The sequence below is a fragment of the Tuberibacillus calidus DSM 17572 genome, assembly GCF_000430685.1.
GTDB lineage: Bacteria > Bacillota > Bacilli > Bacillales > Sporolactobacillaceae > Tuberibacillus > Tuberibacillus calidus.
The window spans coordinates 46,000-63,113 of record NZ_AUMM01000016.1; the positions used below are offsets into that span (position 1 = coordinate 46,000).

Genomic DNA, 17,114 nt, shown 5'->3' on the forward strand with positions numbered 1-17,114 from the left:
ATTACAGAGGCAGGAGACCGGGAAAATGATACGGAATCACGAAAAATAGGAATACCCGGGCATTGTTTTGGCAAAAAAAGCGCGACATTTTGAGGCCAATAGCCAAACAAAATGTCACGCAAAATTGACTGGAGATAACTTCAAGAACCACTTATTTATTAGATGTCTCGTCAATGGACCAAGTGAATTTTTACCATGACCTTCGCTCGTTGAACGATGATTAAAAACTTCCCTTGTTCTTCGCCCATACGATAATAAAGTATGCCCCTGTTGATAAATAGCTCAAATATCAGCTTGTTTTTGGTGAGTTTCTTCAAAACGTTTTCTTTTAGCGGTTGAGCTGGCTTTCAATGGCTTTTTCATATTGGATATGATGCAGTTTGCTAAACACGCCGCCAAGTTCCAGTAATTCCTCATAGCTTCCTTGTTCAGCGATGCCGTCTTCGGTCACAACAATAATATGGTCGGCGTTTCTGATGGTCGCCAAGCGGTGGGCGATGACGAGTGTCGTTCGATTGGCCGATAATTCATTCAGAGCGGTTTGTATAATTTTCTCCGATTCCGTATCAAGTGCTGAGGTGGCCTCATCCAAAATTAAAATCGGCGGGTTTTTCAGAAACGTACGGGCGATCGCCAGGCGCTGTTTTTGACCGCCGGATAGCTTCAGACCTCTTTCACCAATTTGCGTATCATAACCGTCAGGGAGTGATTCGATAAAAGCATCCAAATATGCACGTCGCGCAGCCTCCCGAATTTCTTCTTCGGTGGCATCCAATTTTCCGTAAGCGATATTTTCCCGAATCGTCCCGGTAAACAGGAAAACGTCTTGTTGGACGATGCCGATTTGCGACCGCAGCGACCGCTTCGTCATTTTCCGAATATCCAATCCATCAATGGTGATCGATCCCCGATCAACATCATAGAAGCGTGGGATTAAGGAACAAATCGTGGTTTTGCCCGCGCCAGATGGGCCGACAAAGGCGACCGTTTTTCCGGCTTCAATCGTCAAATCAATCCCTTTAAGAACGGGGTGATTGGCTTCATATTGAAAATAGACATCATGAAATTCAATGTGGCCTTCAAGGTTCTTCACATCGATGGCACCGGGCTCATCTTGGACGTCAGGTTCAACCGCCAATATATCGAGAAACCGCTTGAATCCAGCCATACCCTTCGGATAGAGCTCCAACAAGGCACTGATTTTATCCACTGGCTTGATGAGTACATTCACATATAAAACGAAGCTGACGAGTTCACCGTAAGAAAGCTGATGGTGATAGGTGAGCCATGCGCCGAATACTAAAACGACAAGTGTCATAAAACGCGTCATCATATACGTGCTCGACTCGGTGAAGGCCATCACTTTGTAAGCTTTGAGTTTGGCCATGCGGAATTTCCCGTTATCCTTATTAAATCGTTTTTTCTCAAACTCTTCATTCGTAAACGATTGGACAACGCGAATGCCAGAGACGCTGTCTTCCACTCGGGCGTTGACATCGCCGATTTTCTCATACATCGTGTCCCAGGCTTTATTCATGCGTAGGTTGCAAAAAACGATCACCCAGATGAGAAACGGAACGACGAAAAGCGCAACAAGCGCAAGCTTCACATTGACGCTAATCATGATGCAGAAAGCGCCGATAAAGGTCATGACCGCAATAAAAAAATCTTCCGGACCATGGTGTGCAAGCTCGCCAATATCAAAAAGGTCATTCGTGATTCGGCTCATGATGTGCCCGGTTTTTGTATTATCAAAAAAGCGAAACGACTGGCGCTGGATGTGGTAAAACAGTTCTCGGCGCATGTCGGTTTCAATGTTGATCCCGAGTTTATGCCCGAGATAGCCAACCACAAACTGCAAGAAGGTGCTAGTTAGATAGACGATAAGCAACAAAATGCTGACGGCGACAATCATCGGCCAATGGCCTCCGGGCAGCAATGTATCAATAAACCTCTGTACCGCAACAGGAAAAGCAAGTTCAAGAATGGCAACAATCACAGCACTTGTGAAGTCAATGAAAAATAACCTTCGATGTGGTTTATAATAAGAAAAAAAACGACGAATCATACCCTAAGGACTCCTTTTATCAACACTAATTGGATTATACAGAAACCTAGCCATGACCAACAAGAAATGACGATTATATTGATGCATTTTTTTGGTGCAAAACGCGTCTTTCCGCTATACTTTCTAAAAGTAATCTTGGTATTAAAATAAAAAGAGAGGTTAATATATGATTAAGGAAACAAATCGAAAAATGGTCACCGTGGCCATGTTGGTGGCCATTTTGCTTGTTGCCATTGATGTAACAGTCGTCAGTACGGCCATGCCGGAAATTGTGAAAGATTTAAGCGGGCTGAGTTTAATCAGCTGGGTGTTTGCGATTTACACGTTGACAACGGCTGTCACAACGCCGATATACGGAAAATTGGCCGACTTGTTTGGAAGGAAAAAAGTTTTTATATTTGGCGTTATTTTATTTGTCCTTGGATCAATGTTATCCGGGGCTTCGCAAACCATGAATCAGCTCATTTGGTTTCGAGCCTTTCAAGGGATCGGAGCCGGTGCGGTAATGCCGATCACCTTTACGATTATCGGGGACTTGTTCCCGGGTGAACAACGCGCGAAAATGCAAGGCCTTTTTAGTGCCGTCTGGGGAGTGGCTGGTCTATTAGGACCGCTTGTCGGTGGTTTTTTTGTTGACCAAATATCTTGGCGCTGGATTTTTTATATTAATCTACCAATTGGGGTCATCTCACTCGTTCTCATTTTGGTGTTTTTCCATGAAACGCTTGAAAATAAAGCGAAAAGAAAAATTGATTATCTTGGGGCGCTGGTTTTTACCGTTGGGATTTCAGCATTGCTTTATGCATTGCTGAATGGCGGGCAAAAAGGGTATGCCTGGGATTCACCGATCATTATCAGCCTTTTTGCCATTAGCATTATTTTCGTTATCGTTTTTATTCTGATTGAATCAAAAACGAGCGAGCCGATGCTGCCTTTAGCCCTTTTTACCATTCCAACCATCGTCGTATCCAATCTTATCGGATTTTTATCAAGTTTTGTTTTAATCGGTGTCAATGTTTACCTGCCGATGTGGATTCAAGTTATTCTCGGACATAGTGCAACAAGTTCAGGCTTGACGTTAATGCCCATGTCGATTGCTTGGCCGATTGGGGCGACGTTTGCTGGCCGCTATATGTATAAAATTGGCGCCAAGTTCACAGCCGTGATAGGTTCTTTTCTCATTTTGGCTGGTGGGTGTTGGCTGCTTGCCCTTACCCTTGAGTCACCCTATTGGTATTTTGTCGGGCTAATGGTCGTCATCGGCCTCGGCATGGGGTATGCGACAACACCGACAACCGTCATTGTGCAAGCGGCAGTCGGGTGGCGGATGCGCGGGGCTGCAACGGCTTCCACCAACTTCATGCGTTCCATGGGCCAAACCGTCGGGGTGGCGGTCTATGGCACGATTTTTAATAATGCCATCACGCATTCTATCCATTCACAGGCCGCAGAAGGCCGAAAGCTTAAAGGGGATTTCAATGATCTCTTAAATGCCGACGTTCTCAAACATTTACCGGATTCCGTCATTAGCTATATCCAAAAGGTATTAGCCAATGGCCTCCATCATGTCTTTTGGGCGATGTTTATTTTTGCGTTATTAAATATGGCTGCGGTGATTTTTCTACCGTCACATAAAAAAATATTGGAACAACAACATTCTGCTTCTGAATAAATCATTTTTCCACCTCGAATGTTAATCCAGTGTCAACAAGAGCCCTTTTAAACAATATGATACAAGGGAAACATCGGGAGGTGGAAATATGGCTGTTGTGCAAGCAACTACTAAGGATATTAATCTATTAGCGCGACTGCTACGTGCCGAGGCGGAAGGTGAAGGGCAACTTGGGGAGTTGCTCGTCGGTAATGTCGGGATTAATCGGGTTCGGGCGGACTGCTCTGATTTTGTAGGGATCCGAACCATCCCGCAAATGATCTTTCAACCGCATGCTTTTGAAGCCGTCTTATACGGTTACTTTTACCAAAGAGCGCGGGCCCTGGAAAAACGCCTTTCCAGAAAGGTGGTGAACGGTTTCCGGCATTGGCCGGCCAAGTATAGCCTTTGGTATTTTAGGCCTCAAGGGGATTGCCCACAACAATGGTATGGTCAACCGCTCGTCGGCCGCTTCAAATTACACTGTTTTTACGAACCTACTAGTGAAACGTGCGCAAACATCTATCGCTTATAAAAAACGATCGCGGGGTTTCTTGGATTTCAGACCGAGAAACCTCCGTTTCATTTTGATCATAAGTGGAATAGGTTGCATTGACCAATTTATTTGTTATAAGTTGATTTTCTTTTTTGTATTGCAAGACAATAAGAAAAAATTATGAATGAATGGACATCCTCCATAGCTCGAGGTAAAATAGGGATAGCCTCCAATGAATTTTTTTGCTGAGATGGTCACAAAACAGCCCTTGGTACGAAGATTTTAGTGGTCTTTTTTTATTATTATTGTCAGATTACTCGGTCAAAACATTTAGCCCGCGCTCGGAATCCTTTTTTGTCCCCGTTATGGAATCACCGTAAGCCCATCGGTATTTCCCTGCGTTGAATGGTCATCCGAAAACGGAACGTATTTTTGCGGTGTTATTTATCAGAAAATTTAACCACATCTGAGATCTCACATAAGAAAAGGAGTAGTGAAAATTGGCTTTAATTCAGAACCTTACTCAGGACAAGCCTGAACGGGGATTCTTTGGCCATCCAAAGGGTCTATTTACATTATTTTTTACAGAGCTTTGGGAGCGTTTTTCCTATTATGGCATGCGGGCCATTTTACTCTATTACATGTATGACCAAGTCTCAAACGGGGGACTGGGGCTGAAAGATAGCACAGCCATGGCTGTTATGTCCATTTATGGAGCACTTGTTTTTATGTCGAGTATTATCGGGGGTTGGATTGCTGACCGTTTGCTTGGAAACCGCCGCACGGTTTTCTGGGGCGCTGTATTGATTATGTGCGGCCACATTGCACTGTCATTTCCTGGCGGTGTCACGGCATTATTTGTATCAATGGTATTCATTATTTTGGGTTCCGGACTTATGAAACCAAATATCTCGACGATTGTCGGTACTTTATACAGCCCGACGGATGCGCGGCGCGATTCGGGTTTCAGCATCTTCTATATGAGTATTAACATGGGTGCCTTTATGTCGCCATACGTTGCTGGAACGCTCGGACAAAAAATCAATTATCACCTTGGCTTTGGAAGCGCCGCCATTGGTATGGCTTTAGGTTTATTGATCTATGTGCTAACAGAACGGAAGTATTTAGGGGACGCTGGAAAAGAGGTCAAAAATCCGCTTGCTCCTAATGAGCGCAAAAGAGTCACTGTTTTGTTTAGCGCTATCGCGATTGTGATCATCATCCTTGCTCTTATTGCGAAGGCAACGGGTACGCTGACCATTGATAATGTTATCAACTTTATCAGCTTTTTGGGCATCTTAATCCCGGTCAGTTATTTTGTCGTTATGTATCGCAGTCCGAAAACGACGAAAGATGAACGTTCTCGTATTATTGCCTACATTCCGCTATTTATCGCAGCAGTCATGTTCTGGGCTATTGAAGAACAAGGCTCGGTAATCTTGGCAAGTTATGCGGATAAGCGGACTCAGCTAGATATTTGGGGGATACATCTTGCTTCCTCCTGGTTCCAATCATTAAACCCGGTATTTATTATCATTTTTGCGCCGGTGTTTGCAGCCTTATGGGTTAAACTTGGAAAGCGCCAGCCATCCACATCGCATAAATTTTCATTTGGTCTGATTTTCGCCGGCCTGTCTTACTTAATCATGGTCATTCCGGCGTTACACGGCACGCATACACTTGTTAACCCGCTCTGGCTTGTAGCAAGCTTCTTCTTAGTTGTTATCGGTGAACTTTGCCTTTCGCCGGTCGGATTGTCAGCCACAACAAAACTCGCACCGAAGGCCTTTGCTTCACAGATGATGAGTCTCTGGCTGTTGGCGGATGCGGCGGCACAATCCTTGAATGCGCAAATTGCACCGTTATATAACCCAGACACAGAGATTGCCTTCTTCAGTATCATTGGCGCCGTCGCAGTCATTCTTGGTTTATTGCTTTTTGCGATTGCCCCGGTTATTCAACGGCATATGCGCGGTGTTCATTAAACGATATTTGACGAAAAAGCTGCCTTATGGGCAGCTTTTTTTAGATAGTTGTCAATGAAAAAAATGGTTCTACGTCAAATGTTGGGGTAGGAGCTAAACCTCGTACTCCTTAAACATCTGGAATATTGTTTAATTTAAACTAATGATGTAATAAAACACGTAACCGTAAACGGTCATAACGTTTAAATCCAAAGGCATTTCGTTTAATCACTTTTGTTTGATTGCTGAGTCCTTCTAGGGATCCGTTGTTATAGCCAAAGGCAAAGCTGTTTAAAATTTCGATTTCCCAGTTTTTTAAGGTTTTTATTACCTGAATAAACTCGTTTATCCCCGATTTTTAAGACAAGATCATATTAAACATAACTATAACTAGACCTATTTTCCCATTTTCCTAGGTAAAAAAGACTTAATTGTTCAAATAGTTATTGACATTTCCCAATATTATAGGTATTTTCAAAAAAGTATCAAAGTCTTTGAAAAGAGGGTGAAGAAAATGGTTAAAAAAGTAGGAACCTTTGCACTTGTTTTGGTAGTGTGTCTTACTATGTCGGCCTTTTCTTTACAACACGAAGCACACGCAGCGGATCACGCATACTATACTAATTCTTTTCCCGGTGGGTATAGTTTAGGTGCTTATTCTTGGTTTAATTATGTTGATGTGAGGTGCGGGGCTAACTCTTATATAGACTATTCGGGAAACTCAAGTAAGCCAATTGATAGTATTTCAATAGATTACGATGCTTACAATGTAAGTGGTGTAATACAATTTTCCGACTATGAACAACGTCCTAATACCGGCGGATTTTTATTAGAAACCCCGGTAGGAGTATTGGAGAAATCAACGTCAATATTCGATTTTAAAAATAATGGTTATGAATGGAAACCAACTCAAAGAATTTACAACTGTGCTTTTGGCTCTGCCTCTGTATCCCAAATGCCCCAAAAGTATAAAAATATTGCTGACAAGAATAGTCTGGGAAAAGTTAAAAGCATCATTGAAAATGATTACGCAAACGATATAAAATCGTTTACCGTCAACAACAGACCATTAAATATTGATGACTTTAAATTAGATAAAACCATCAAAAAACAAGGTTTTGATTTTGAGGATGGAACCATGAAATACCATAACACAATCAAAACTAATTATTCATTTGTAAGTATTTCAACCTCAGAAAGTGTTAAAAGAGACGGGAAACTATATAATATTAAAGCCTATATTTTGGTTATCGATACAAAAAATCATAATGATGAAGTAAACACATCGTTATATATAGAGCCTGTTAAAAAGTAAGAGATCCTTCATTTTTCATCGAAAGTCTACCTTTCTTAAATTAAGGTAGGCTTTTTTATATACCCAAATAGTTTACCAACTGTTAAAACACTTTTTAAAAATTGGTTTCAGGCAAATTTTCATGGCTTCGATCCTCTCGAGGTCACGGATGGGTTCCACAAATTTCATGAGTTTTTCTTCGTCCATGAATCCGTATTCAAATTTAATAGCGCCTTCCAACTGTTGGACAGCGTTAAGTTACATGTTATGTATGTTTAAAATACAATAAGTTACATTGGGAGGCAATAAAAGGGTTCTGATTTCTAATTATCCTATACATATAAGTTTTCATTTCATTTTATGATGTAACTTAATATGTATTGTGTTACATTTACAAAGATGGTTTGATTACTGTGAGCTTTAAGAAGATGAAACGTTGTGGGTAACCACGTAGGGCGTGAAATAAGGTTTTTGATTTTCTCTAGTGAGTAATCCAATTTCGATTGTAAACGTAAGGGGAAGCGCGATTATAAGGATCATTTAGCCGTTACCTATACTCCGAATATTTTGGGAAAGTCATTTCTTTTTTAAATTTTCAATTTCACTTTCAAGGTTGTTAATTTTTTGTTGAAGTGCTTTGTTAGGTTCTAAAATTTTTTTCCCCATGAGAAAAATTGATCCAATAACTGTAACAATTCCACCAGCGATTGCTACCCCCAAAAGAATTATAAAATCAAGAAACATATTATCACCTTCAAATAAAAATAAAAGTAGGGATATTCATATCCAATTATAAAAAAGAACCAGTTATTTAACAACACAATAATGTAGAGGTTGAACATGCAAAACAAACTGAACAAGGCTTCGTAGTTGAGTCAGGGACAAAACTCAGAAAAGTATCGTGCCCAGGATGCAAGAAGAAAACCAATAAGGTTCACAGTTATCGAGTTCAACGGATCCGAGGCCGGCTAATCGAAGAACGACCAGTAGAGTTATTACTTCGGAAACGACGCTATAAGTGTATGGACTGTGGGCATACATTTTATGAGCGTTTTCAGTTTGTAGATCGTTATCAACGACGCACCGTTTCATTAACTCAATAGGCTTTGAGTTATGTAGCTGAGCAATCATTTACACAAGCTGCTCGTTTTCCGAGTTATCTTTATCAAGCCTAATTCGGCTCTCTGATATACGGAGAATGCCCATTCGTCGCCAGCTCCCTAGAGTTATTGCGGTTGATGAATTCAAGGGAGACGCAAATAAGACTAAATTCCAAACCATTATTGTTGATGTCGAGAAAAAGGAAATCATTGAAGTGCTCCCTGTTCGCCGTGTGGAAACGCTAGAAAAATACTTTAAGAGCATTTCGTTTTTGGTAACTGATTATGTAAATGGTAATCACCATTAACTTCTTTACCCTAGTAATTACTGCGTCTTTTAATCCAGGTAAAATCTTGTTAAAATTCATGTACACGCAACTCCTATCTTTAACTTGTTTCTGCACAATTCAAGTTTAAAGGATATAGGAGGTTGCGTGTATGATTTTGTCTGAATTTTTCTCATACCCGAACAAATATTATAGAGCCAAAAAAATACCTGTTTTATTGCAGTATGGGTTCATCGTTTTTTCGCGTTGTAAAATGCTGGGTTATCTTAGAAGGATATTAGCCGGCTTTGGCGAAGTGTTAGCGAAGGAGGTGTTTCGCCGTGTCCGGTGACGACCAAGAGTTGATTTTTCATAAAAAACATTATCAGGAAATTATGGACGTGTTTAAGAACGAACCTTATGCGAAGTTTCTCGGGATTGAACTGACGGCATTAGGTCCGGGAACGGCTTCTGCTCAGGTTCGGATTGAAGATCATATGCTGAACAGCCATGGAACGGTGCATGGTGCCATTATTTTTGCACTTGCCGATTATGTATTTGCGGCGGCTTGCAATTCTTACGGAAGGACCGCTGTCGGGTTGTCAACGACTGTCAATTTTATGGCCCCTGCTTTTCGGGGGAAGATGCTTCAGGCAGTGGCCACCGAAGAAAAAAGAAATCATCGTACCTCATGGTATCGCATAAAGGTGGAAAGTGAAGGCGAATTGGTTGCCGTCATGGAGGCGATGGCTTATCGCAAAAGCAGCTGGTTCGTCTCTGATGAGAAAATAGAGTAAACATAAAAAGCATGGGGCTGAAAGGGACCCCATGCTTAAGTTTATGGGTAAGAAGTATAAAATTTTTTCTGGGTAGCATAAGGGCAACTAAGGCTCTGCCTTCGCCTAGAAGGCTTGGTGGAGCCAAGTTTTTTATTTTGCATTCCGGAAGTAAGAAATAAACATGCCGAGAAAAGGTGCGAGCATTAACACGAGAAAGGCGTATCGGAACCCTGAAGTGATGAAATGCAAGTCGGATGGCGTCAAACCAGTTGTGGTGCCAGTGTAAATGATATCTTTCAAATGGTCCGGAAGCGCCACCGTTACGACCATCAATGAGATGGCGGTGCTTGTCACTTGGCCCATATTCCCGAGCATGGAGCGAACGCCATTTGCGATGCCGCGCCGATGGGGAGGGACACTTGTCATAATGGTCGTCGTATTCGGTGTCAAAAACAAACCGCCACCGCAACCTATCAAAAATAAACCGATCCCGTAGAGCGGATAACCAACAGATGGGCTAATGACGATGACGATAATGAGTAACCCGATAAAGGAAGTGGCCAAGCCGATCGTTGATAAAATTTGGGCACTGTATTTTCGCGTCAATATACCGGCAACCGGAGACATGATCAACATCCCGAGCGTAATCGGTAAAACTTTTAATCCGGATTGGAACGAACTTTCATGGTAGACGAGTTGAAAATAGAGAGCGCAAAGCACTACGACTGCCGTTTGCGCAAAGAAATTGAGAAAGTTCGTGACATTGGCTGCTGAATACGACCATTTTTTAAATAAGGAAAAATCCAGAAGCGGTGATGCCGCAAACTTTTCTATAATGATAAAAAGCGGCGTCATTGTAACAAATAATAGTAAGCCAAGGACGACAAGTGGGTTGCCCCAGCCAAGGACGCTCCCTTCAGATAGACCGGTGATCAAACCTCCTAAAGCAAGCAAGATGGTCAGACTACCCAAAAAGTCAATGCGTTCACGGGCTTTGGTGGTGCGGGTTCTTTTCAAAGTGAAAAGTCCCCACAATAGGCCGATTAGACCAAATGGTGCACTCGACCAAAACACCCAACGCCAGCCAAGCGCAGAGGCTAAAAATCCGCCGACCACTGGCCCGAGCAATTGGGCGGTAGAGGCGACAAGCACGTTAATCCCGAGTGCTGTTCCCAGTAATTTAGAAGGGAATGAATCCGTAATAAGTGCCGTTGTATTCGTGATGACAAGTGCTCCGCCAAGGGCTTGAAGGATTCTTAAAGTGATCAGAACGCCCACATTAGGAGAAAAGCCGATGAGGAGGGCGGCTGCTGTAAAGACGGACAAACCGATCAGGTACAATTTTTGCCGGCCAAATACATCGGCAACCCGTCCAAATATCAGGATAAAAATGGTATTCACTAACATGTAGGATAGGAGAATCCAACTGCTGAGATCCGCCGTTGTATGAAAATGCCGGGTAACGACCGGTAAAGCCACATTTAATGTCCCTACGTTAAGGAGGACGAGTAATGACCCAAGGCTTGTGGTCGATAAAACGAGCCAAGGATAAAAGCGATCTTTGGCGACGCGCGCTGTGGATGACATGAACATATGAAGACACCTGCCAAAAAAATTAACGGAAGATGATGCCGTCTTAAGATAGGTACGGGTTTTGAAAACGTCGAAAAGCGGTCGGTCAAGCCGAACCGCTTCATCGCCTAACGAATATTCACCATATATTTTCGTCCGGAAAAGAAGACCAGCAAGCTGAGAATCACACAAAAGGCACCAAAGTAATAAGGGAACGATTCATTCACCCATTCAGCCAATTTTGTCGAAAGCCAGGGGGCAACGGCTCCGCCGACAAAACGGACAAAGCTGTAAGCCGACGATGCCACCGACCGTTCAACAGGTGCCACTTCCATGACGGCTGTCGTGACCAGGGTATTGTTAATGCCGAGAAAACCGCCGATGAGAATAACGCAAGCGATGAGAACAGCTTGATGGTCAATATTTAATCCCATTACGGCAAGGGTCAACGCAATAAAAAAGAGCACGATGTACATGGTTTTTTTCGTCCCAAACCGTTCTTCCAGTTTAGGCGCAAGAAAAATGGAAGTAATGGCAAGCAGTACGCCCCAGAAGAAGAAGACGTAGCCAATGCCATGTTCGTCTAACCCGAGCACATATGGGGAATAAGCAAAAAGGGTAAAGAAACCAAAGTTATAAAGAAGGGCCATGAAACCCATAGAAAGAAGCCCTCCATGACTAAGTGCCTTTATTGGATCAAGAATGGAGCTCTTTTGCTCAGGCTTCTTGACGTCTTTTAACAAGATTAAAATGGCGAGGAAACCAATGGCCATGAGGATGGCGACACCGAAAAACGGATCACTCCAATTAATGGCACCAAGCCAGCCGCCGAGAAGCGGTCCGACAGACATTCCGAGGCCAAGCGCCGCTTCATAAAGAATAATCGCAGCCGCTGTTCCTCCAGTTGCTACACTGACAATCGCTGCGAGAGCGGTCGAAATGAACAGGGCATTGCCGAATCCCCAACCGGCTCGGTATCCGACCAATTGACCAATCGATGTTGAGAAACCACCAAGCGCAGAAAAAATAACAATGATAATGAGTCCAAATAATAAGGTCAATTTAGGGCCGATTCGGCTTGAGAGCCATCCAGTGATTAACATCATAAAACCTGTGACAACCATATAACTGGTAAAAAGCAAATTGACTTGGGCGTGGGTTGCCCCTAATTGTTTACCGATAGCTGGTAAAATCGGATCGACCAGTCCAAGACCCATAAAGGCAACAACGCAGGCAAAGGCAACAGCCCAGGCTGCTTTTGGTTGTTGAAAGATACTTTTGAATGACGGATGATTGTTTTCAACCTCGGTTGTTGTATAGTCTTGAGTTGTTGCACTTACCGACATGTTTACGCTCATCTCCTCTGAAGTGGTTTATTTTTGTTAGAAAAGGCTATTCCAGCATTTTTTGACAGAGTCGAACAAATTCTGCTCGCTCCTCAGGGGTGAGTTTGCTGATGTATTTTTCAAGGGCTTTGTCACGAGAAGCTGAAAATGTTTCCAATAGTTGACGGCCCTCATCGGTGATTTTAAGATTCACCACGCGGCGGTCTTCCTCCGACCGTTCACGCGTAATGTAATTCCCCTTAATCATCCGATTGGCCAATGCGGTGGCTGCGCTTTGGCTGATGCCCAGATGCTCGGATAAATCCGACATGTTCACGTGGCCGTTCGTCTCAAGCAAATGTAATAAATGCAGCTGCGGGCCGGAAATGTTAAAGTTCCACGCCTTACGAACACTTTTATTGCTTTCCCTGATAAGTGACAAAAATGTCATCAGACCTTTGTTTGTCATTCGTGACCGCTCCTTAAAATTAAACCATTTATATATATTAGCAAAATGATTCACATGTGTAAACTATTTTCGTATATGAATCATTTTTGGCTTTTACCGCTGTTCTTCCACCCTTAGTCCGATCGGGTCTTTATAAAAGATGTTTCAAAAAGTTATAATGAGAAAAGTGATCCAATGAAAAGGGTGTCTACTTTTGTTTGAAATAAATCCAAACCGCATGATTTTTACTGTAAAACCGGAATTCCGCCATCTAGGTCTAAAAGAATTGCATCAATGCGATAAAGAAGCAAAGGTTGATTTTTATATCGATGAGGCTGTTGGGGTCATGACGCTGGGCGATGGTTTTAAAACATTGTCGGATTGCTTAAAAACCCATAAGCCCATCTTTTTGCAACATATTTGCCCCATACATATCGCATTGAAACTCAGTGACTCCGATGGTCTTGCATCAATTGCTGAAGCTTGCCAGCCTTTAATACCTTTAATGGATCGTGGGCAATCGTTTTCTGTCCAAACGCGGATCTTTCATTCAGCCTTCCCATTAAAAGGGTATGAGGTTAACGAAGCGGTGGCGGCTGGTTTTTGTTCGCAAGGCTTCGAACTAAATGTGACTGACCCCGTGCAGGTAATCTCGATCGTCATCACCGAGGATACGGCTTTTTTGGGGCTATCATTGGCGGAAGACAATATCAGTAACTGGGCTGGCGGGAAACACCGCCTCGCCCATGAGAAGGGGCAAATCAGCCGCGCCGAGTTTAAGCTTATCGAAGCGATTAAAGTTTTTGACTTAAAGCTGCCAAAACAAGGGCTAGCGCTTGATCTGGGTGCCGCACCTGGAGGCTGGACCCGCGTTTTATTAAATCACCATCTGGAAGTCATCGCTGTGGACCCGGCGAAACTTGCTCCAACGCTAAAAAAACACCCTAAAGTCCGCCATTATCGTGAAACGGCACAAAAGTTTTTCCAAAGAAATGTAAAGAAAAAGTTTGATGTCATTGTTAACGACATGAAAATGGATACGGCTGAGTCCGTGGATATCATCAATCGGGCAGGCCGTTTTCTAAAAGAGGGTGGGCTCGTCATTTTGACATTAAAATTACCCAAGTCCGGTGTTGAGAAAAAAATTCATCAAGCCGTCAAAAGCTTGGAGGCCCATTATACGGTTGTCGGTATAAAACAGTTGTTTCACAACCGCTCGGAGGTCACCGTGATTTTGAAAAAATAGTGGGCGAAAAGAACACCTTCCGCGAATGGCAAGCGGAAGGTTTTTTTTTACGAGTAAAATGTATATTCTTTTTGAGGCCAGAATATGGGTAACTAAGGCGGCGAAGCGTCCGAAAGGCTGGACAGAATCTAACGCGCAAAATGGAAAAAGCCGTTCTGATTATTTGTGCCGGGCATGTTCGATGGTCCCATGATTTCATAGACATGTTTGTCATCAGCGGAATAGAAGATCATCGTCCCTTCACGCCGGAATTTCACTAAACGCAAAGTTTTTAACGTCCGCAATTGATGGGAGACGGTGGATTGTAATAATCCTAATGTCTCGGCAATTTGTTTCACGGAGCATTCCTTATCTCGGAGTAAATACATGATTTTTATGCGTGTAGGGTCAGACAAAGCCTTAAATATTTGTGAGACCTGAAAAAGTGTCTCTTCGTCTAAAAGATCTTTTTTAGAACTTTCTTTCATTCTATACACCGCCAAGAATAGATCTAATATCATCATACCAGCAAAGGGCCGAACAATAAAATGGAAAACGCCTGTCCGTGCAGTTGAAAAGTGGTCATGCCAAGAACGATTAGACTTTATTTAATGAACAAATAATACTTGACGAAGGTTGGAGATGAACCTAAAATTTAATATATGAACATATATTCATATATCATTTGTTAAGTTGGGGTGTTCATTTTTGTCACATACACATCATCACATCCGGCATTCCGGACATGACCACGGTCATGCACACGAACATCATCACCATGGCCACGGACATCATCACGATCATGAAGGGCTTTTTCATACGCACGCACCGGCAGGAAAAATGAAGCAAGCCTTTTTTCTCGCACTTATCATCCTGATTGCTGAACTCATTTTTGGTTTTATCTCAAACAGTCTGGCGCTTCTTGCCGATGCTTGGCATATGGCGACCGATGTAGCGGCCATTGGTCTATCATGGTTCGCTTTGGTTCAGGCGAAAAAACCGGCAAACGAAAGAATGACTTTTGGCTATGAACGAGCGGGTATCTTGGCAGCAGCCATCAACGGGTTAACTTTAGTGATTATAACCATTTGGATTGTCTACTCGGCGATCGGCCGGATCATTCATCCTCAGGAAGTCACGGGATGGGGGATGTTTGTCGGCGCAGGGATTGGCTTAATCGTTAACTTAATTATTATTTTCGCTCTTCATGGCGAAGGCGAGAATCTCAACATTCGTGCCGCTCTATTGCATGTTATAGGGGATGTCGGGGCATCTGCAGCCGTCATTGTAGCAGGTATTATTATTTATTTTACGGGTTGGCAGATCGTTGACCCGATTCTTAGCGTTGTCATCGCATTGATTGTAGCGGCGAGCGCTTGGAATATCATAAAAAAAAGCTTCCGCATTTTAATGCAAGCTGCACCGACCAATGTCAATTTGCAAGAAATTGCCGAGCAAATTAAAACGGTTGATGCTGTTCAAGGGGTCCATGATCTTCATCTTTGGGAATTAGGAAGCCGGCAAACGTTTTTCACCTGTCACGTCGTCGTCTCCGATGATGTCAAAATGAAAGATGCCCATCACATCATCGATCAAATCAACGCAGTGCTTGAAACGTTTGAGATCAAACATGCTACCATTCAATTGGAAGGCGCAAATACCCCTCATAAGGACCAACTGATTTGCACGACGTTAGGAGAGGAAACGGAAAAACACCTTCATGAATGAAAATGATAAACGGTTTTTATTAAATGGCGTTACATTTTATGGGGTTTTGAACCCTGAAATGTGGCGCTTTTTTGTACTGGGAGGAAAATTTTTTAGAACAGGATAAGGGGAATGAAGACTGAGCTGTTTGCCCAAAAGGCTTGGCTTGACTCTTTAATCGGGTCAGCATAAGGACAATTAAGGCTCTGCCTACACCTAAAAGGCTTGGTAGAGCCAAGTTTTCTTAAGGGATAAGAAAGTATAAACATTCGGGTCAGGATTTGTCTAATGACTAAGAAAGTTATCTCACTCTTTTTAGCCTATAGGAATGTACCTTTCTAATTTTTTTAGCACTGAACATACTTTTTCCGACATTCCTCTTTGTTTGTGCCATTCATTTTATATACTCCCTTGCACGATAGAGGAAATTTCCATATAATCCCTTTTTTTATAAGACAAAATACCTATTTACAATTTTTTCAACCTAATTGTAAAATTAATCTAAATATTTTTGGTATATTAAGAGATTCTGGCAAGGGGGGAATTATTTTGAACAAGATTATTAAAAAAACAGTACCGCCGTTGTTAGCTGCTGGCTTTTTATTTAGGAGCGTTACTAGCACTGTATCTGCAAAAGCACCAAACAATTTGACAAAATCCAGACGCAACAAGAAGTAATAGATCATGCGTATAAAAAAGGTTCAAATAAAATTCAGCCGTATAATTCAATAACTAGTATAGAAAAAAAGGCAATTGTTTCAGCTTTTCGCCATGGCGGACCACTGTTAAGCAAAATGGTTGCCAAGGCAAGTCCTAAAACAGCAAAATATATTGAAAAATACTCTCATAAAATAGCTAACTTTTTGGAAGAACTGAATAAACAAGAGGGACCTTTTGCTTCTGGGTTAGTTCATTTAGGTTTACCACCGGATGTTGCTGGTGAACTAGCAAAAATAATTGTGTTCTTCCTTGGTATTTAGTCTTAAAGGGTAAATCAGAATATGATAACACCTAAGGATGATATAGAATGACAAATAAAGATAACAATAAAAAAAATGAAGTAATGGATAATACTTCAAAGAAAATTCTAGAAATTTGGATGTCTATTCCGAGATCTATAAGAATTTTAGTATTTTGGGTTATTATTTTTATCATAGCATTAATAGGATGGACAAGGTTTTTAATTGATTTAAAAATAAAGTTTTTCCCTCATTAATTC

At 42.2% G+C, this 17,114-nt stretch carries 17 protein-coding genes and 2 pseudogenes; 12 read left to right on the forward strand and 7 right to left on the reverse strand.

Going from position 1 to position 17,114, the window contains the following annotated elements; translation table 11 throughout:
• Positions 1-328: 328 nt before the first annotated feature.
• Positions 329-2,068 carry an ABC transporter ATP-binding protein gene (locus H532_RS0104800; RefSeq protein WP_027724556.1) on the reverse strand — a complete coding sequence of 580 codons (1,740 nt, stop codon included), beginning with the start codon at positions 2,066-2,068 and terminating at the stop codon, positions 329-331.
• A gap of 166 nt (positions 2,069-2,234) precedes the next feature.
• Between H532_RS0104800 and H532_RS0104805 the strand changes: the two genes are divergently transcribed.
• The 3 genes from H532_RS0104805 (at position 2,235) to H532_RS0104815 (ending at position 6,200) form a co-directional block, all read left to right on the forward strand.
• On the forward strand, positions 2,235-3,740 hold the full coding sequence (locus H532_RS0104805; protein ID WP_027724557.1) for an MDR family MFS transporter: 1,506 nt from the start codon (positions 2,235-2,237) through the stop codon (positions 3,738-3,740).
• 88 nt (positions 3,741-3,828) lie between these two features.
• Positions 3,829-4,254 carry a cell wall hydrolase gene (locus tag H532_RS0104810; protein ID WP_027724558.1) on the forward strand — a complete coding sequence of 142 codons (426 nt, stop codon included), beginning with the start codon at positions 3,829-3,831 and terminating at the stop codon, positions 4,252-4,254.
• A 461-nt stretch (positions 4,255-4,715) separates the two neighbouring features.
• On the forward strand, positions 4,716-6,200 hold the full coding sequence (locus H532_RS0104815) for a peptide MFS transporter (protein ID WP_027724559.1): 1,485 nt from the start codon (positions 4,716-4,718) through the stop codon (positions 6,198-6,200).
• A gap of 139 nt (positions 6,201-6,339) precedes the next feature.
• On the opposite strand, the pseudogene H532_RS19810 reads toward H532_RS0104815, so the two are convergent.
• Positions 6,340-6,537, reverse strand: a pseudogene (locus H532_RS19810) (transposase); the annotation flags it as partial.
• A gap of 156 nt (positions 6,538-6,693) precedes the next feature.
• Between H532_RS19810 and H532_RS0104820 the strand changes: the two are divergent.
• Positions 6,694-7,494: a hypothetical protein gene (locus tag H532_RS0104820; protein ID WP_027724560.1), complete on the forward strand. Its 801-nt coding sequence runs from the start codon at positions 6,694-6,696 to the stop codon at positions 7,492-7,494.
• 555 nt (positions 7,495-8,049) lie between these two features.
• Here H532_RS0104820 and H532_RS20205 read toward each other — a convergent pair.
• Positions 8,050-8,217: a hypothetical protein gene (locus tag H532_RS20205; protein WP_155994971.1), complete on the reverse strand. Its 168-nt coding sequence runs from the start codon at positions 8,215-8,217 to the stop codon at positions 8,050-8,052.
• A 161-nt stretch (positions 8,218-8,378) separates the two neighbouring features.
• On the opposite strand from H532_RS20205, the pseudogene H532_RS21055 reads away from it, so the two are divergent.
• From H532_RS21055 to H532_RS0104845, 3 genes and pseudogenes are all read left to right on the forward strand, one after another.
• Positions 8,379-8,576: pseudogene (locus H532_RS21055) on the forward strand (transposase family protein); the annotation flags it as partial.
• 95 nt (positions 8,577-8,671) lie between these two features.
• A complete protein-coding gene (locus H532_RS17855; protein WP_051263141.1) occupies positions 8,672-8,881 on the forward strand; it encodes a transposase in 210 nt (69 codons plus the stop codon).
• Between the two features lie 299 nt (positions 8,882-9,180).
• Entirely contained in the window at positions 9,181-9,636 is a 456-nt protein-coding gene (locus H532_RS0104845) for a hotdog fold thioesterase (RefSeq protein WP_027724562.1), read from the forward strand.
• A gap of 132 nt (positions 9,637-9,768) precedes the next feature.
• Here H532_RS0104845 and H532_RS17860 read toward each other — a convergent pair whose 3' ends face one another.
• From H532_RS17860 to H532_RS19445, 3 genes are all read right to left on the reverse strand, one after another.
• Entirely contained in the window at positions 9,769-11,211 is a 1,443-nt protein-coding gene (locus H532_RS17860) for an MFS transporter (RefSeq protein WP_245566407.1), read from the reverse strand.
• 107 nt (positions 11,212-11,318) lie between these two features.
• Positions 11,319-12,536 carry an MFS transporter gene (locus H532_RS17865; RefSeq protein WP_245566408.1) on the reverse strand — a complete coding sequence of 406 codons (1,218 nt, stop codon included), beginning with the start codon at positions 12,534-12,536 and terminating at the stop codon, positions 11,319-11,321.
• A 46-nt stretch (positions 12,537-12,582) separates the two neighbouring features.
• On the reverse strand, positions 12,583-12,984 hold the full coding sequence (locus tag H532_RS19445) for a MarR family winged helix-turn-helix transcriptional regulator (protein WP_051263142.1): 402 nt from the start codon (positions 12,982-12,984) through the stop codon (positions 12,583-12,585).
• Positions 12,985-13,177: 193 nt separating this feature from the next.
• Here H532_RS19445 and H532_RS0104865 point away from each other — a divergent pair, with 193 nt between their 5' ends.
• On the forward strand, positions 13,178-14,209 hold the full coding sequence (locus tag H532_RS0104865) for an SAM-dependent methyltransferase (protein ID WP_027724563.1): 1,032 nt from the start codon (positions 13,178-13,180) through the stop codon (positions 14,207-14,209).
• 128 nt (positions 14,210-14,337) lie between these two features.
• Here the strand turns inward: H532_RS0104865 and H532_RS17875 are convergent, their stop codons facing one another.
• The gene (locus tag H532_RS17875; RefSeq protein WP_051263143.1) at positions 14,338-14,676 is read right to left on the reverse strand and encodes an ArsR/SmtB family transcription factor; all 339 of its coding nucleotides are present in this window, start codon (positions 14,674-14,676) and stop codon (positions 14,338-14,340) included.
• Between the two features lie 220 nt (positions 14,677-14,896).
• Here H532_RS17875 and H532_RS17880 point away from each other — a divergent pair, with 220 nt between their 5' ends.
• The 4 genes from H532_RS17880 to H532_RS17885 all read left to right on the forward strand — a co-directional run bounded on the left by H532_RS17880 (position 14,897) and on the right by H532_RS17885 (position 17,111).
• Positions 14,897-15,916, forward strand: coding sequence for a cation diffusion facilitator family transporter (locus H532_RS17880; RefSeq protein WP_051263144.1), 1,020 nt, complete (start codon positions 14,897-14,899; stop codon positions 15,914-15,916).
• 528 nt (positions 15,917-16,444) lie between these two features.
• The gene (locus H532_RS20925; RefSeq protein WP_281169026.1) at positions 16,445-16,573 is read left to right on the forward strand and encodes a hypothetical protein; all 129 of its coding nucleotides are present in this window, start codon (positions 16,445-16,447) and stop codon (positions 16,571-16,573) included.
• 116 nt (positions 16,574-16,689) lie between these two features.
• Positions 16,690-16,875 (forward strand): hypothetical protein, encoded by a 186-nt coding sequence (locus H532_RS0104885; RefSeq protein WP_027724564.1) that lies wholly within the window; start codon positions 16,690-16,692, stop codon positions 16,873-16,875.
• 47 nt (positions 16,876-16,922) lie between these two features.
• Entirely contained in the window at positions 16,923-17,111 is a 189-nt protein-coding gene (locus H532_RS17885; protein WP_038111557.1) for a hypothetical protein, read from the forward strand.
• The last annotated feature ends 3 nt before the right edge of the window (positions 17,112-17,114 follow it).

Excerpts from the sequence above, each read along its gene's own strand:
- H532_RS0104800 (WP_027724556.1), bottom strand. The coding sequence starts at position 2,068 with ATGATTCGTCGTTTTTTTTCTTATTATAAACCACATCGAAGGTTATTT.
- H532_RS0104805 (WP_027724557.1), top strand. The coding sequence starts at position 2,235 with ATGATTAAGGAAACAAATCGAAAAATGGTCACCGTGGCCATGTTGGTG.
- H532_RS0104810 (WP_027724558.1), top strand. The coding sequence starts at position 3,829 with ATGGCTGTTGTGCAAGCAACTACTAAGGATATTAATCTATTAGCGCGA.
- H532_RS0104820 (WP_027724560.1), top strand. The coding sequence starts at position 6,694 with ATGGTTAAAAAAGTAGGAACCTTTGCACTTGTTTTGGTAGTGTGTCTT.
- H532_RS20205 (WP_155994971.1), bottom strand. The coding sequence starts at position 8,217 with ATGTTTCTTGATTTTATAATTCTTTTGGGGGTAGCAATCGCTGGTGGA.
- H532_RS17855 (WP_051263141.1), top strand. The coding sequence starts at position 8,672 with ATGCCCATTCGTCGCCAGCTCCCTAGAGTTATTGCGGTTGATGAATTC.
- H532_RS17860 (WP_245566407.1), bottom strand. The coding sequence starts at position 11,211 with ATGTTCATGTCATCCACAGCGCGCGTCGCCAAAGATCGCTTTTATCCT.
- H532_RS17865 (WP_245566408.1), bottom strand. The coding sequence starts at position 12,536 with ATGTCGGTAAGTGCAACAACTCAAGACTATACAACAACCGAGGTTGAA.
- H532_RS19445 (WP_051263142.1), bottom strand. The coding sequence starts at position 12,984 with ATGACAAACAAAGGTCTGATGACATTTTTGTCACTTATCAGGGAAAGC.
- H532_RS17875 (WP_051263143.1), bottom strand. The coding sequence starts at position 14,676 with ATGAAAGAAAGTTCTAAAAAAGATCTTTTAGACGAAGAGACACTTTTT.
- H532_RS0104885 (WP_027724564.1), top strand. The coding sequence starts at position 16,690 with ATGGTTGCCAAGGCAAGTCCTAAAACAGCAAAATATATTGAAAAATAC.
- H532_RS17885 (WP_038111557.1), top strand. The coding sequence starts at position 16,923 with ATGACAAATAAAGATAACAATAAAAAAAATGAAGTAATGGATAATACT.